This window comes from Methanosarcina sp. A14, assembly GCF_001729375.1.
GTDB lineage: Archaea > Halobacteriota > Methanosarcinia > Methanosarcinales > Methanosarcinaceae > Methanosarcina > Methanosarcina barkeri.
On record NZ_LZPK01000029.1, the window covers coordinates 14,478 to 27,754 of the forward strand.

Below are 13,277 nucleotides of genomic sequence, written 5' to 3' on the forward strand. Positions count from 1 at the left end.
CCTGTATATTTTGCGAGATATGAATAAAACCAATAGCAGAATCATCAGTGAAGCGGTATAAAATAGTTGGCAGAAAATAAATAAATTACACATTATCGAGTACAACAAATTGCTGCATTCACGATAAAGAGAATATTCACGATAAAGAGATATACTTTTTAGTATAGTCCCGAGAACACACTGTACCAATACATTATAATAAGTCTTTTCATGATAGAAAAACTGGTGGAATCGCATGAAGATTAATGACAATTGTGTAGGGTGCGGCCAGTGTGCTTCGTTTTGCAAAAAGGGAGCAATCGAGGTAAGAGGAAAGGCACGAGCTACTGATGCCTGCATAGACTGCGGGATCTGCGTTCTCTACTGCCCTGTTAAGGCCATAGAGGTGGTAGCATGAAAGCGATTGTAATCGGTGCGGGACTTGGAGGACTCTTAAGTGCAGCCAGGCTCTCAAAGGCAGGATACCAGGTAGACGTTTTTGAAAGGCTTCCTATCACAGGAGGAAGGTTTACAAATCTCCCTTACAAAGGCTTCCAGCTTTCGAGCGGAGCTTTCCATATCCTTCCCCATGGACCTGCAGGCCCTCTAGCTAAGTTTCTCAAAGAAGTCGGAGCCGATGTAAAGATTGTGCGGTCCGATGATACAATTATACGCGTGCCCCAGAAAAAAGGCATCCAGGATTATGAAAAAGGATTCAAAGATATTTCGTTTACCGATTTTTCCACACTTCTCTCGCATAAAGAACGCCTGAAGATCGCTCTTCTCATAGTGAGCACGCGAAAGAATCGACCGACAGGAAGCAGTTTGCAGGCATGGATCAGGTCCCAGTTTAAGGACGAATGGCTTGTGAGATTTGCCGATGCTTTCTGCGGCTGGGCATTGAGCCTTAAAAGTGACGAAGTTCCTGTGGAAGAAATTTTCGAGATAATTGAAAACATGTACAGATTCGGCGGCCCAGGAGTTCCTATTGGCGGATGCAAAGGGATTATCGATGCTCTGGAAAGTGTGATTGCTGCACACGACGGAAAGATTCATACCGAGACCGAGGTTTCAAAAATCCTTGTGGAAAACGGGAAAGCCGCAGGTGTACTTGTTGGCGAAGAGGCTCATAAAGCAGACCTGGTCATCAGCAATTTAGGGCATGCTGCAACGGCATGTCTTTGCGCGGAGGCCCTGTCAGGTGAGAAAGCTTCAGAATACCTCCAAAGACTTGAAACCCTGAAGCCTTCTGCCGGCATAAAGATTTGCCTTGCTGCAGGCGAACCGCTTGTAGGGCATTCGGGTGTCCTTCTAACCCCATATGCAAAAAGAGTGAATGGGATAAACGAGGTTACGCAGGTCGATCCGAAACTTGCTCCGCCTGGCAAGCACCTTACAATGTCTCATCAGTACGTAGCCCCTGAGAACGTGAAAAATCTCGAAGCTGAAATTGAATTAGGGCTTAAAGATCTTAAAAACATCTTTCCCAATAAAAAATATGAAGTTCTGCTCATCCAGTCATACCATGACAGCTGGCCGGTAAACAGGGCAGCATCAGGTACGGATCCTGGTAACGAGACTCCTGTTCCCGGACTTTACGTTGTAGGGGATGGAGCTAAAGGCAAAGGTGGCATTGAAGTCGAAGGCGTAGCTCTCGGTGTAGCCGCTACAATGAAGAAAATCCTGGAATGAAATTCCAGAAAACAAACTCATCAGGTGTTTTATTATTCCACCAAAAAATCCCAACTTTGTGACTTATTCGAAAAACGTTTTCGTTCCTGTGACCAATATTTGCAGGAACCGCTGTGGTTACTGCGGTTTTCGGCGGGAGCCAGGACAACCAGGCGCCAGGCTCATGAAGCCTGGAGAAATTCTTTCTGTACTTGAAAACGGGGCAAAGGCAGGGTGTACCGAAGCCCTTTTCACCTTCGGAGAGTATCCCGAGGAGGTTTTGGAGTACAGGAAGTGGCTTAAAGAACTTGGTTATTCTTCCACGCTTGAATACCTTCTTTTTCTCTGTGAGGCTGCAATCGATATTGGAATCCTTCCTCATACGAATGCAGGAATTATGACGCGCTCGGAGATGAAGGCTTTAAAGCCTTTGAACGCGAGCATGGGACTGATGCTTGAGAGCACGGCAACCCTGGAAGCCCATAAGGACTGCCCCGGCAAACTTCCCGAACTCAGGCTTAATACCATTCGAGAAGCAGGAAAACTCCAGATTCCCTATACCACCGGCCTTCTTATAGGAATTGGGGAGAATAGGGAAGATAGAATAGAGTCTCTTGAAGCTATTGCGGATCTCCATAGGGAATACAGGCACATTCAGGAGGTTATTATTCAAAACTTTGCCCCAAAGCCCGGAACACCCATGGAAAATTTTCCTGCGCCTTCAATAGGAGAAATGATTGACACTATCTGCCTGGCCAGGCAGATTCTTACTTCTGACATAGCAGTACAGGTTGCCCCAAACCTTATAGACCCAAAAGCCCTTATCGCAAAAGGGGTGACTGACCTGGGAGGCATATCCCCACTGACAATTGATTGGATTAATCCTGAAGCCGAATGGCCGGATGTAAAGGACATGCAAAGGAAACTAAGTCCGACTTTGCTCAGAGAACGCCTGCCAATTTACCCTCAGTATGTAAGAAAAGAATGGTACTCTGACAGGATAGGCGGGCTTATAGAACAACTCTCTGATGTCGACGGTTACAGGAAAAAGCCCTGAAAGAGGGCATGCGGAGGAATTGAAAAATGAACAACAGGATTCCCGAAGATCTCATAGAACGCGCATACCAGGGGAAGAGTACAAAAGAAGATGGGCTCCTGCTCCTGGAGGGACCTCCTTTCGAACTATTCAGGTTTGCGGACGAACTTCGCTCCCTTACGGTAGGTGATACGGTTACCTACGTAGTAAACCGAAATATAAACTTCACAAGTCGCTGTGTGGGTACCTGCGGGTTCTGTGCATTCAGGACAAACGATGGAAAAGTCCTCAGCATAGAAGAAATCATGGAAAAGGTTAGAGAAGCTGAAAAGGCAAAAGCTACCGAAGTCTGTATTCAGGGAGGACTTCTCCCGGATGTGGGCCTGGACTTTTACCAGGAAATTGTAGAAGCCATAAAAGCCGAATTTCCGGAAATGCATATTCACGCTTTTTCCCCGATGGAGGTTTATCATGCTTCTCGTGTCAGTGGTATAAAGGTAAGTGAAGCCCTTTCAAAGCTGAAACGAAGCGGGCTTGATACGATGCCTGGAACTGCAGCTGAAATTCTCTCTGACCGTGTCAGGAAAATTATCTGCCCTTCAAAACTCAGGACTGCGGAGTGGATTGAAGTGGTCACACAGGCACATGCTGCAGGAATTCCTACTACTGCAACCATGATGTACGGACATGTCGAAACTCCTGAAGAAAGAATTGAGCACATCTTAACTATCAGAGAGATTCAGAAGGAGACTGGAGGAATTACTGAATTTGTGCCTCTTCCTTTTATGCCTTATAATAATCCTGTTGGAGAAAAAATGATCCGAGAGGGCAGGTACGCTACACCGGGTCTAGATGACCTGAAAATCTATGCTATCTCACGCATCCTTCTTCACGGGCATGTAGATAATATTCAGGCAAGCTGGGTAAAACTGGGTAAGAAGCTTTCCCAGTTTGCTCTCCACTGCGGTGCAAATGACCTTGGAGGTACACTTATGGAAGAGAGTATTTCCAGATTGGCAGGAGCTCCTAATGGAGAAAATATTTCTGTTGAAGAACTGGAGTGGATGATCTACGGAGCCGGAAGAGTTCCAAAAGAGAGGACAACTCTTTACAAAGGAGTACGTGAACTGGCTTCCAGGAACCCTGGAAGGATTACAGGGTGTGGAGCCTCAGAATAAGCTGGATAGTAAAATAACACTCAGGGAAATGATGGAATTTTAAAAAGGATGATCGGATGTACACGAAAAAACCGACAATTCCAGAAGATGTAATTGAAAGGGCATACAGGGGAAAATGTACTAAAGAGGATGCCCTCCTCCTGCTTGAAGGAAATCCTTTTGAGCTGTTTGAGCTCGCCAATGATCTGCGCGCTAGTACGGTCGGCGATACAGTCAGCTATGTGGTAAACAGGAATATCTATATCACAAACAAATGTATTGGAAACTGCGGGTTCTGTGCCTACAGGACAGAGAAAGGGTATATCCTGAGCGTTGAAGAGATCCTGGAAAAAGCAGGAGACGCGAGAAAAGCCGGAGCTGTGGAGGTATGCATCCAGGGTGGATATATCCCGGAAGCCGATATAGAGTTTTATCTTGAAATTATAGAATCAGTAAAAGACGAATTTCCTGACCTGTGTATTCATGCCCTATCCCCTATGGAAGTAAATTATGCAGCAGGAATCTCAGGCATGTCGGTTGAAGAAGCCCTGCGCAGACTTAAAAAAAGTGGGCTTGATTCCCTTACCGGGACTTCGGCTGAGATCCTTTCCGACAGGGTAAGAAAGATTATCTGCCCTGGAAAAATCAGTACCCAGCAGTGGATTGATACCATAACTGCAGCACATAAAGCAGGGATTTCCACCAATTCCACTATCATGTACGGACATGTTGAAACTCTTGAAGAACGCCTGGACCATGTCTTTATTATCCGTGAAATCCAGAAAGAGACAGGCGGGTTTACGGAACTTATCCCGATGGCCTTTTTGCCTTACAATAATCCTATAGGGGAAAAGATGATTGCATCCGGAAAATTCTCGACTACAGGGCTTGAAGACCTTCAGCTCATAGCTATTTCTCGCGTAATTTTACATACTTATGTAAAAAATATTCAGGCCACATGGGTAAAGTTAGGAAAGAAACTCGCTCAGGTAGCCTTGCAGTGCGGAGCAAACGACCTCGGAGGCACGCTTATGGAAGACCAGATCTCCACAGCATCAGGAGGCAGTAATGGAGAATATGTATCTCCTGCCGAGTTCGAATGGATGATAAAAGGAGCAGGAAGAATTCCTATGCAGAGGGATACCCTGTATCGAAAAGTGGAGCCAGTTATTCCTAATAGAGTAGAACCCCTTCCAGGTTTAGGAAAGACAAAGATAGGTAGTAGAGATTAAACTCCCAAGTTCCGTCACCCGAGTCCCGTCTCGGGAGGACGGCATGAATTCGGTTTAGATAACGTTTCAACTCCCGAGTTTTGACTCGGGAGCGATGTCCGTTTTGCTCACTTCGTTCGCTCAAGCGGACTAATTTAGAATGTAAATTTAGAATGTAGATTTAGAATGTAAATTTAGAATGTAAATTTAGAATGTAAATTTAGAATCTAGAAAAATTGAGTTTTGCCTGAAAAGGTGAATTTTGCAAAGTTACTTCTTCCTTTGCGCCTTTCTCAGTGCGGTTAACGATTTAATATAAGCCAGATCGGTTGAAATTGCTGCAAGCCGGAAGGAAAAGAAAAATGAGTTTATTTTTCCGGGTCGTGGTGGTTTTAATTAAGACCCAGTCACAGAATAACCTATGAATGTTCCCGATTGAGTATTTTGATTTTCACTATCAAGGTTGCCAATCAAAGGTACAATTAATTATAAGTTGCATAGGTTATTTCGTTGCGGACACTAATTATATAAATTTCAGTGAATTAAGGTTAATATTAATTTATATTTATTTCCGAACTTAGATTTTCAGGAGTCAAGATGAAAGCCGTAATCCCCTATAAAAAATCCAGTGCAAAATCCAGATTGTCCCCTGTCCTGACTCTGGAAGAGAGAGAAGAGTTTGTGGAACTGATGCTGAATCAGGTGATAAACACCCTTAAGGAAGCCGGAGTGGGAACAATCGATATTCTCAGTCCTTCTATGTACGGACTTGAGGATATGACGAAAGCCAATGTGCTTCTGGACAAAAATGACCTGAATGAAGCTCTTAACGGGTACCTTGAGCAGGCTGAGGAGCCGGTTATTATTGTTATGGCTGATCTTCCTCTTTTATCTCCAGATCATGTTAAAGGGATAACTTCAACAAAAGCAGACGTTTGTATCGTCCCGGGAAAAGGTGGGGGTACAAATGCACTATTTATCAAAAACCCTTCCTGCTACAGGGTCAGGTACTATGGTTCGAGTTTTCTGACGCACTGCTCGATTGCAGAAGAAACAGGACAGAGTGTTGAGGTATATGATTCTTTTTTTGCAGGTACTGATATTGATGAGCCCGAAGATCTGGTCGAACTGCTTATACACGGAAGCGGAGCTGCGAAAGAATATATCAGCAAAAAGTTCAGGCTTGAGATGAGCAGGGGAAGGGTCGGACTGACTCCAATTTGAATCAGTAGTGCCATGGCAACTTAATTAAGATACGTTAATACATAGACAACTCCTCATCCGTAGTCCATTTCTTAATTTTAATGATTCATAACTAAATTTCTTGGGCAGTAGGGTATAGTATCGTATCCTCTTCATTTTGAGTGGAAATCTCTCAATTTTCACTCACTGAGCTTTTTTCGGCGGTGTGCCAATTTTTCTGTAAAATCACAAATCTCAATAAGTTATTGGGTAGAAAATTCCATATCGGCAGATCAATTTTTTTTATACTATGCAAAAACTTGATCTCAAATTTACAGCAAATTTAAGACATTGCCGATTTTTTAGTATCCTCTTCAAATTCAATGGAGAATTTTCCAATTTGAAAAATGTGCAACAATTTTATCATACAGTTTTAGAGTTGGATACATCGTTTGAAGTTGTTTCTCAAACTTAGTTAAATTTTTAAATTTTCAGCAAATACATAAAATTTACTTTTACCCATACAATTTGAAGAAGACACCTTTTTTCTTACTGATAGTTTAAGTCTATTTTCTTTGCTTTCTTTTTATAAAGGGCCGCCAGGCAAGCTGGCGGAGGCACCCTATAAATAAGATATTAAACACGGTTGCATCGGCCAGAATTTTTCGTTTTTTGCGATTATAAGGCATAGGTTCAGTTTTTTCTGCCTTTAATACCTTAAAATTACTTCTTTTCTACTTTTTCTTCTTTCAACACCATTTTTGCAACTATGAAGACCACGAATGCAATAATTATGAAATTTATCAGTTCTCCCAGAAAAGCCCCCCAACCCAGTACTATTGGCCCAATTTCAAAGGTTGCCGTTTTCCAGGCTCCCCCAGGCACAAAAGGTGTGATAATCGGCATTACGATATTGTCCACAAGCGATTTTACAAGAGCCGTGGATACGATACCCATAATGAAGGCAATTGCAAGTGGAATTACCTTGTATTCATAAAGAAAATCCTTAAACTCACTTAGAAGCCCCATATTACCCCACTCAAACAGCGAAATTACATACAAAGTAAAAATAATAATAAAATTATCACTGGTTAATCCATCTATTCTTTGCATCCTTTATTAATAAATCGTCCAGGGATGAATTTTATATTAGAGTTGCGGCTGAAAATCAGTTAAGAATTATTTGATTGCAAGTTTGAGACTTGAGACTTGAGACTTGAGACTTTGAGACGCTGCCGAAGTTGGAAAGTCGGAGTAGAGGGGTAAATTAAAATCTATCACATAGAAAATTGCTTGGGTAGCTGAACTATCATCGAACAGCTATGCTTGGGGAGTAATAACTTCGGATAGACTGCATTGGGGCATGCAGTAAATGAGTTCAACTACTCTGGTTTCTTCTTACAGAACTATTTTTAAACTTTTTTTAAATTTTTATTAAATTCTTTTTAAACTCATTTTAAACTGTATCTAAACTATATTGAATTATTTGCAAAATATTTTTGTGAACTTTTATCGATTGGCATCGTTTATTGTGAAATTTTGTTATAAGTAAAATTTAAAATTCAAGTTCAAGCCCTACAGGACAGTGGTCCGAACCCATTATTTCACTGTAAATCGGGGAGGATTTTACATTGTCCCGCAGTTTTTCACTTACAAAAAAGTAGTCCAGACGCCATCCTACATTTCTTTTACGTGCTCCTGTTCTCATTGACCACCAGGAATAGTTTCCGCCTTCTGGATTGAATATACGGAAAGTGTCAAGATAGCCGGCAGCAAGGAATTTATCCATCCATGCCCGCTCTTCAGGAAGAAAACCGGATATCTTTTCGTTTTGTTTGGGACGGGCAAGGTCGATCTCTTTGTGGGCTGTATTTACGTCCCCGCAGATAACAAGCTTTTTGCCGTCTGCTTTGAGAGAGTTCGCATAGTCTAAAAAAGCCTCGTAGAAATTCATTTTATATTCCAGACGCTCCAGAGAGGCTTTGCCATTAGGGAAATAGATATTCATTAAGATAAAGTCCTCAAAATCGGCCCTCAGGAAGCGGCCTTCCCTATCAAATTTTTCGATTCCCATGCCGTTTTCGAGCTTCAGGGGCTTTTTCCTGGAGAAGAGTCCAACCCCGCTGTAGCCGTTCTTTTCTGCTGAGACAAAATAATTGTAGTAGCCCGGAATGTTCTTTGCTTCTCTCGGGAGTTTATCAGGAGAAACTTTAGTTTCCTGAATGCAGACAATATCAAATTTCTGTTCCAGCAAAAGCTCAAGAAAGCCTTTTTTCATTGCAGCCCGAAGGCCGTTTACGTTCCAGGAAATGAGATTGTAGTGACCAGACATTTTCTATACCTAGCGATTTTTCGGAATTTCACATTACAAGAAAGGTACGAAGAAACAGGAGTTAAATTGTATAAACTGAATTGAGTAAACTGAAAATAATTTAAAGTTCGAGTAAATAAATACTCCCTATTCTGCGCACAAAGCCCACTTTGAAGACCTCAACTTAGGTTTTAAGATCTCTAATCTAATTTTATCTAATCTAGTCTGATACCTACTTTTGCAACCTATTTTTGCAACCTATTTTTTGCAACCGACTTTTGCAACCTATTTTTACATGCCATTGTCCGACTGACTGCACATCAAACTTGCAGATGTGGGATAAACATCATAATATCAAACGGTGGGGGGTCGTGATGTTATGGATCTTAACGAAAAGATAGACATGATAGGGCGTTTATATCTTGGGCTTGAACAAATAGAAGACTGCAAGGAATTCTCAGCTTTGATTCCTAAAGTTCGAACAAATTTTGTTTATGCCTCAAAAGAATCAACCACTCCTGGAGATGTTCTTGCAGTCGATGGGAGAATTTCGGTAGTTGATGGTTTTCCGAAAGCTACAGGAAGAATAAAATTCGGAGCTTCTGGCTATATGGCACACCTTCTGCTGGAAATTAGGAAAAAAGATTCAGAGATAAGGTCTATTATAGATTTTGCAAATAACCCGGAGATTGCCGAGTTTTTAAAAGCCTACTGTAAAGGAAATGGATGGGATTTTTCAGTTGTAGACCGGCGCTTTGAGCCTGAGAATATGAAGGATGCAGAAGGGGAGGCCATCTCCTGGATGGTCGAAGAGGCTATTCGGGCTACAGGAGGAAAAATACCCAGGATCTTTTATGAGACAGGTGCACTTGGAAAAGAGCCGGTGAGTATTCTTACAGGAAAAGACCCGCTCGAGGTTGCAGAACAGATATGTAAGCTTGCCAGAAGCTACCACGAATCAGGACAAAGAACGAGATAAAAAGAAAAAGCTATGAGGTAAAAACAGGAAGTGGTAAAAAAGTGGGAAGGAGTGAGGAAAGGGTTGTAAAAGCTCTCTCCTTCCGTAGAGTAGCGAAGGAAACCGATTTTTCGGCTCTTTAATATAAACCGGCATCCTAAGGTTGGGATTGCAGGTTTTGCAGGTTTTGAAATCCATTTTGAGATGTGCAGTTTGTTCGCTTTTACACGATATTAAATAGAATTTTGGGGTATTTAAAACTATGTGCTATGCTAGTATACTACATACTAGCAGACTACAATATAATTTTGGGATATCTAAGACTATGTACTATATTAGTCTACTATGTACTAACAGACCTACATGTCAATACAATATTCTGAAAAGACCATCGGTTCTCGAGAAAGTATATATGTGCCATTTACAATAGCCCATATAAGCACTTTAAAAGCCAGATTGAATTTATAAACTAAATATGAGCATAAAATGGAAAAGATGAGGATATAAGGCAATATTATTATGTGGAAAGCAAGAAAAAAGAAAAACGTTGACCCTTTTCATACCGGGTTTGATGAAACCTCTCCTGAGTTTCCAAACTCAAGCGTCCTTCCGGCTCCATCAATGATTGTCTTTTTTCCATCCAGGTCGATGAATCTTACTGAGATATTTCCATCCTTGTTGTACTTTGTCCAGACCGTGGTATTCTTATCTTCAGACCACATGTACTCAAATCTGGAAGTATTTCCTTCAGTACCTGTTTCTACACAAGCCTTACAGAGAGTTTTGTTTTCAAATTTTTCGGTTCCGGTAATTGTCAAACTCAGGATTTTTCCGGTAGTCGGGTCTTTGACCTGAAGCTGAGAACCTACAGGGCACCAGCTGCTATTACCTGACTCAGGAAAACTGACGTTTATTTCAGTCTCATTATTTGAGACAGATAAATTCGTTCTTCCTTTGTTGGCGCAGCCAAAGCTGAGAAATACTGCAAGAATAAGCAGGACAACTAAAACTCGTTTTTTTGACAAAATCTACCACCTTAATTCACGAATTTCAATGAAAATACTCAGGGCTTTCCACTCCTTTAAATATCTTTCATTTAAATTTCAGATTATACTTTAGAATACATTGAACAAATATTATCCGCTGTTTAATAAAGTCTCTGATTTAAATTTTATATATATACTTTGGAATCTATTGAATAAATCTGGTTAATAATCATTTTTATACAGAGTTCTTGATCTCCTGCGCATGGTAACATATTCCATATCAAGCGTTCCGGCTTGATATTGCAGTTCAATATAACCCTCCTTTTTTAAGGTCTTCGAATAGCTTTTCCCAGAATAGAGAGTCTTCACTGTCTGCCAATCTTACTCCAAGAATCTCACGTAAACTGTTATCTCTAATTCCAGCAACTACAAAAAGAGCTTTATTTTCATAATGGAGTCCACCTCTTACTTTAAGATCTCTTACTTTAAGATAAGTCGCATCAACAAAAAGGTAAGGAATTTCGTGTTCTATTGGCTTTGAGAGAGATTCTTCAACTTTCTCATCAAGTTCTTTAGGAATGCTTGAAACTGAAGTAAAAGGATATAGAGTCAATCATAATTTACAGAACTTTCGCTACACTACCTTTTAGTTCTGTATACTTTAAAAAAATATTAAATTTTAAAATGAGCTCTATAAATGGACAAGATTAAAAAACGGGCAGAAATCAGAAAACAAGCAAAAATCAGAAAAGGGCAAAAATAAAAAAGCAAGCAAAAATAGAAAAGGCGGCGCCATTGAGGGATATTTTCATGCGTCTTCAACTGTACAGTTACCCTTAACTGTGCTACTGCCCTCAGCTGTGCTGTTGCTTTCTACTGTGACTGTGCCGTTGCATGAGATCTGCCAGTTTTTGACTCTCTTTACACTGGTCTTTATCGCTTTTGCAAGTTCTACAGGGTCGGCTTCTGCCAGAGCTTCTACGCTTGTAATACCGGCATCTTCCAGTTTTCCTGCGGTGGCTTTTCCCACACCTTCGAGATCCTGAATTGATTTGGGCTTTTCTTTTTTGGGCTGCTTGGCCTGTTCCTCCTGCTGGGTTTTCTGCCATTCTATGAAATTACACTGAGGACAGCCAAGGTCCCAGGGCCGTTTTCCAGAATTGATTATACGGATATGGTGCAGGCCGTGAGCTTCACAGACCTTATCAGTAACTATGATCTGTCCGCTTCGGGGCAGAGGGAGAGAAAAGGTACAGTTCGGATAATTGTTACAGCCTATAAAACGGCCTCCCCTTTTCGAACGCCGGATTATAAGCTCATTTCCGCAGCTAGAGCAGGTTCCTATGATTTTATCTTCTCTGAGACCTGCCTGGAGAGATTCCACGATTTTTTCCCGGTTTTTATCGAGTTCCGAGAAGACCTGCTTTAATATCTCCCGCGACTCTTCAAGAACGGCAGACTCTTTGATCTTGCCCTCAGCAATCAGGTCCATGTTTTCTTCAAGCAGCTTTGTCATGTCCGGCTTTGTGATAGTAGGGGAATACGTCTCAAGAGTGTCCATTACTGCAAAAGAGGTATTCGTAGGCTGCACAGGATTCCCGTGTATATAGGCCCTGGAATAAAGCTTGCTGATTATCTCGTGCCGCGTTGCTTTTGTTCCAAGCCCTAGCTCTTCCATAATATTGATAAGTCTTCCCTGTCCGTAACGGCCAGGCGGCTGGGTTTCTTTATCCAGCATATCTTTTTTAATCACTTTCAGGGAATCGCCTTCATGAAGTTCAGGGAACAACCTGTCTTCAGGCGCATTGTAAGGATAGTACCATCTCCATCCCGGTTCCACAAGTCTTGCCCCGTTTGACCTGAACTCTTCCTCGTTGATGTCAAGTTTCAAGCGCATGGTTTCCCATTCGCTTGGCCCGGCAAAAGTCGCAAAAAAGCGTCTGACTACAAGTTCGTAGACCTTCCACTCATCTTCTTTTAAGTCGGACTCTTTTGCAAGGGAAGCCGGAAAAATAGGTGGGTGGTCGGTAGTTTCCTTTTTTCCTCGCGTAGGAATGAGTTCGGCTTTTTCAAGCAGAGCCTCTGCGTACTCTTTAAAGGGACCTTCTTTGAAAATCTCAATCTGAGCCTTCAGGTCAAGGGTCTCGGGATAAACCGTATTGTCAGTCCTGGGATACGAAATATAACCATTAGTATAGAGCGCTTCAGCTATGCGCATTGCGTTTGCGGGACTGAGTCCGATTGAGTTTGCTGCGCTTATGAAACCTGTGGTATTAAAAGGAGTCGGGGGCTGATCGGTCTTTTTCCCTTTTTCGATTCCCTTTAATTCAGCCTTTTTCCCCAGTTTTTTGAAGACTTTTGTTGCCTCCTTTTTATCCAGGAAACGGCGGGTTGAGTGCTGAGCTGAAAAGGTTTTTCCTTCTGTATTTTGAAGTTCGGCATAGATTTCCCAGTAAGGAGTTGGGACAAAAACATTCCTTTCTTTTTCCCTGTCAACAATAAGAGAAAGAGTTGGCGACTGTACCCTCCCTACGGAAAGAAACATCTTCCCGAGCCTGCCTGCAGCAAGAGAAATATAACGGGTAAGGGCTGCACCCCAGACAAGGTCAATGACCTGCCTGGAATGGCCGGCGTCCGCGAGATTAAAATCAACATTTGTTGCATTTGAAAACGCGGCTTCTATTGCTTTTGGGGTTATCGCACTGTAGCGCACCCGGTCAAAAGAAACATCTGGATTTACCTGTTTTATGATATTGAGAGCCTCGACTCCGATCAGTTCTCCTTCC

11 protein-coding genes and 1 pseudogene are annotated in these 13,277 nt (G+C 42.0%); 7 read left to right on the forward strand and 5 right to left on the reverse strand.

The window, feature by feature from the left end; genetic code table 11:
* The first annotated feature begins 235 nt into the window (after positions 1 to 235).
* The 6 genes from A9239_RS01965 to cofC all read left to right on the forward strand — a co-directional run bounded on the left by A9239_RS01965 (position 236) and on the right by cofC (position 6,278).
* Positions 236 to 397 (forward strand): 4Fe-4S binding protein, encoded by a 162-nt coding sequence (locus A9239_RS01965; protein WP_048117910.1) that lies wholly within the window; start codon positions 236 to 238, stop codon positions 395 to 397.
* Positions 394 to 1,671 carry an NAD(P)/FAD-dependent oxidoreductase gene (locus tag A9239_RS01970; protein WP_048117908.1) on the forward strand — a complete coding sequence of 426 codons (1,278 nt, stop codon included), beginning with the start codon at positions 394 to 396 and terminating at the stop codon, positions 1,669 to 1,671. Before A9239_RS01965 ends, A9239_RS01970 begins: the two co-directional genes overlap by 4 nt.
* A 58-nt stretch (positions 1,672 to 1,729) precedes the next feature.
* The gene (gene cofG, locus A9239_RS01975; RefSeq protein WP_048117904.1) at positions 1,730 to 2,707 is read left to right on the forward strand and encodes a 7,8-didemethyl-8-hydroxy-5-deazariboflavin synthase CofG; all 978 of its coding nucleotides are present in this window, start codon (positions 1,730 to 1,732) and stop codon (positions 2,705 to 2,707) included.
* 26 nt (positions 2,708 to 2,733) lie between these two features.
* On the forward strand, positions 2,734 to 3,864 hold the full coding sequence (gene cofH, locus A9239_RS01980; RefSeq protein WP_048155365.1) for a 7,8-didemethyl-8-hydroxy-5-deazariboflavin synthase subunit CofH: 1,131 nt from the start codon (positions 2,734 to 2,736) through the stop codon (positions 3,862 to 3,864).
* A gap of 56 nt (positions 3,865 to 3,920) precedes the next feature.
* Positions 3,921 to 5,075: a 5-amino-6-(D-ribitylamino)uracil--L-tyrosine 4-hydroxyphenyl transferase CofH gene (cofH, locus tag A9239_RS01985; RefSeq protein WP_048117898.1), complete on the forward strand. Its 1,155-nt coding sequence runs from the start codon at positions 3,921 to 3,923 to the stop codon at positions 5,073 to 5,075.
* A gap of 576 nt (positions 5,076 to 5,651) precedes the next feature.
* Positions 5,652 to 6,278 (forward strand): 2-phospho-L-lactate guanylyltransferase, encoded by a 627-nt coding sequence (cofC, locus tag A9239_RS01990; protein WP_048117895.1) that lies wholly within the window; start codon positions 5,652 to 5,654, stop codon positions 6,276 to 6,278.
* Positions 6,279 to 6,959: 681 nt separating this feature from the next.
* On the opposite strand, the gene A9239_RS01995 is transcribed toward cofC, so the two are convergent.
* Both A9239_RS01995 and A9239_RS02000 read right to left on the reverse strand, forming a co-directional pair.
* On the reverse strand, positions 6,960 to 7,265 hold the full coding sequence (locus tag A9239_RS01995; RefSeq protein ID WP_048117892.1) for an MscL family protein: 306 nt from the start codon (positions 7,263 to 7,265) through the stop codon (positions 6,960 to 6,962).
* Positions 7,266 to 7,791: 526 nt separating this feature from the next.
* On the reverse strand, positions 7,792 to 8,568 hold the full coding sequence (locus tag A9239_RS02000; RefSeq protein WP_048117889.1) for an exodeoxyribonuclease III: 777 nt from the start codon (positions 8,566 to 8,568) through the stop codon (positions 7,792 to 7,794).
* A 358-nt stretch (positions 8,569 to 8,926) separates the two neighbouring features.
* Between A9239_RS02000 and A9239_RS02005 the strand changes: the two genes are divergently transcribed.
* Positions 8,927 to 9,526 carry a thiamine-phosphate synthase family protein gene (locus A9239_RS02005; protein WP_048155366.1) on the forward strand — a complete coding sequence of 200 codons (600 nt, stop codon included), beginning with the start codon at positions 8,927 to 8,929 and terminating at the stop codon, positions 9,524 to 9,526.
* 536 nt (positions 9,527 to 10,062) lie between these two features.
* Here the strand turns inward: A9239_RS02005 and A9239_RS02010 are convergent.
* From A9239_RS02010 to A9239_RS02020, 3 genes and pseudogenes are all read right to left on the reverse strand, one after another.
* Positions 10,063 to 10,530, reverse strand: a complete 468-nt coding sequence (locus tag A9239_RS02010) for a hypothetical protein (protein ID WP_048155367.1) — start codon at positions 10,528 to 10,530, stop codon at positions 10,063 to 10,065.
* A gap of 274 nt (positions 10,531 to 10,804) precedes the next feature.
* Positions 10,805 to 11,086: pseudogene (locus A9239_RS02015) on the reverse strand (transposase); the annotation flags it as partial.
* Positions 11,087 to 11,299: 213 nt separating this feature from the next.
* The coding region (locus tag A9239_RS02020; RefSeq protein ID WP_069575204.1) for a DNA topoisomerase I at positions 11,300 to 13,277 on the reverse strand (1,978 nt) is incomplete at its 5' end.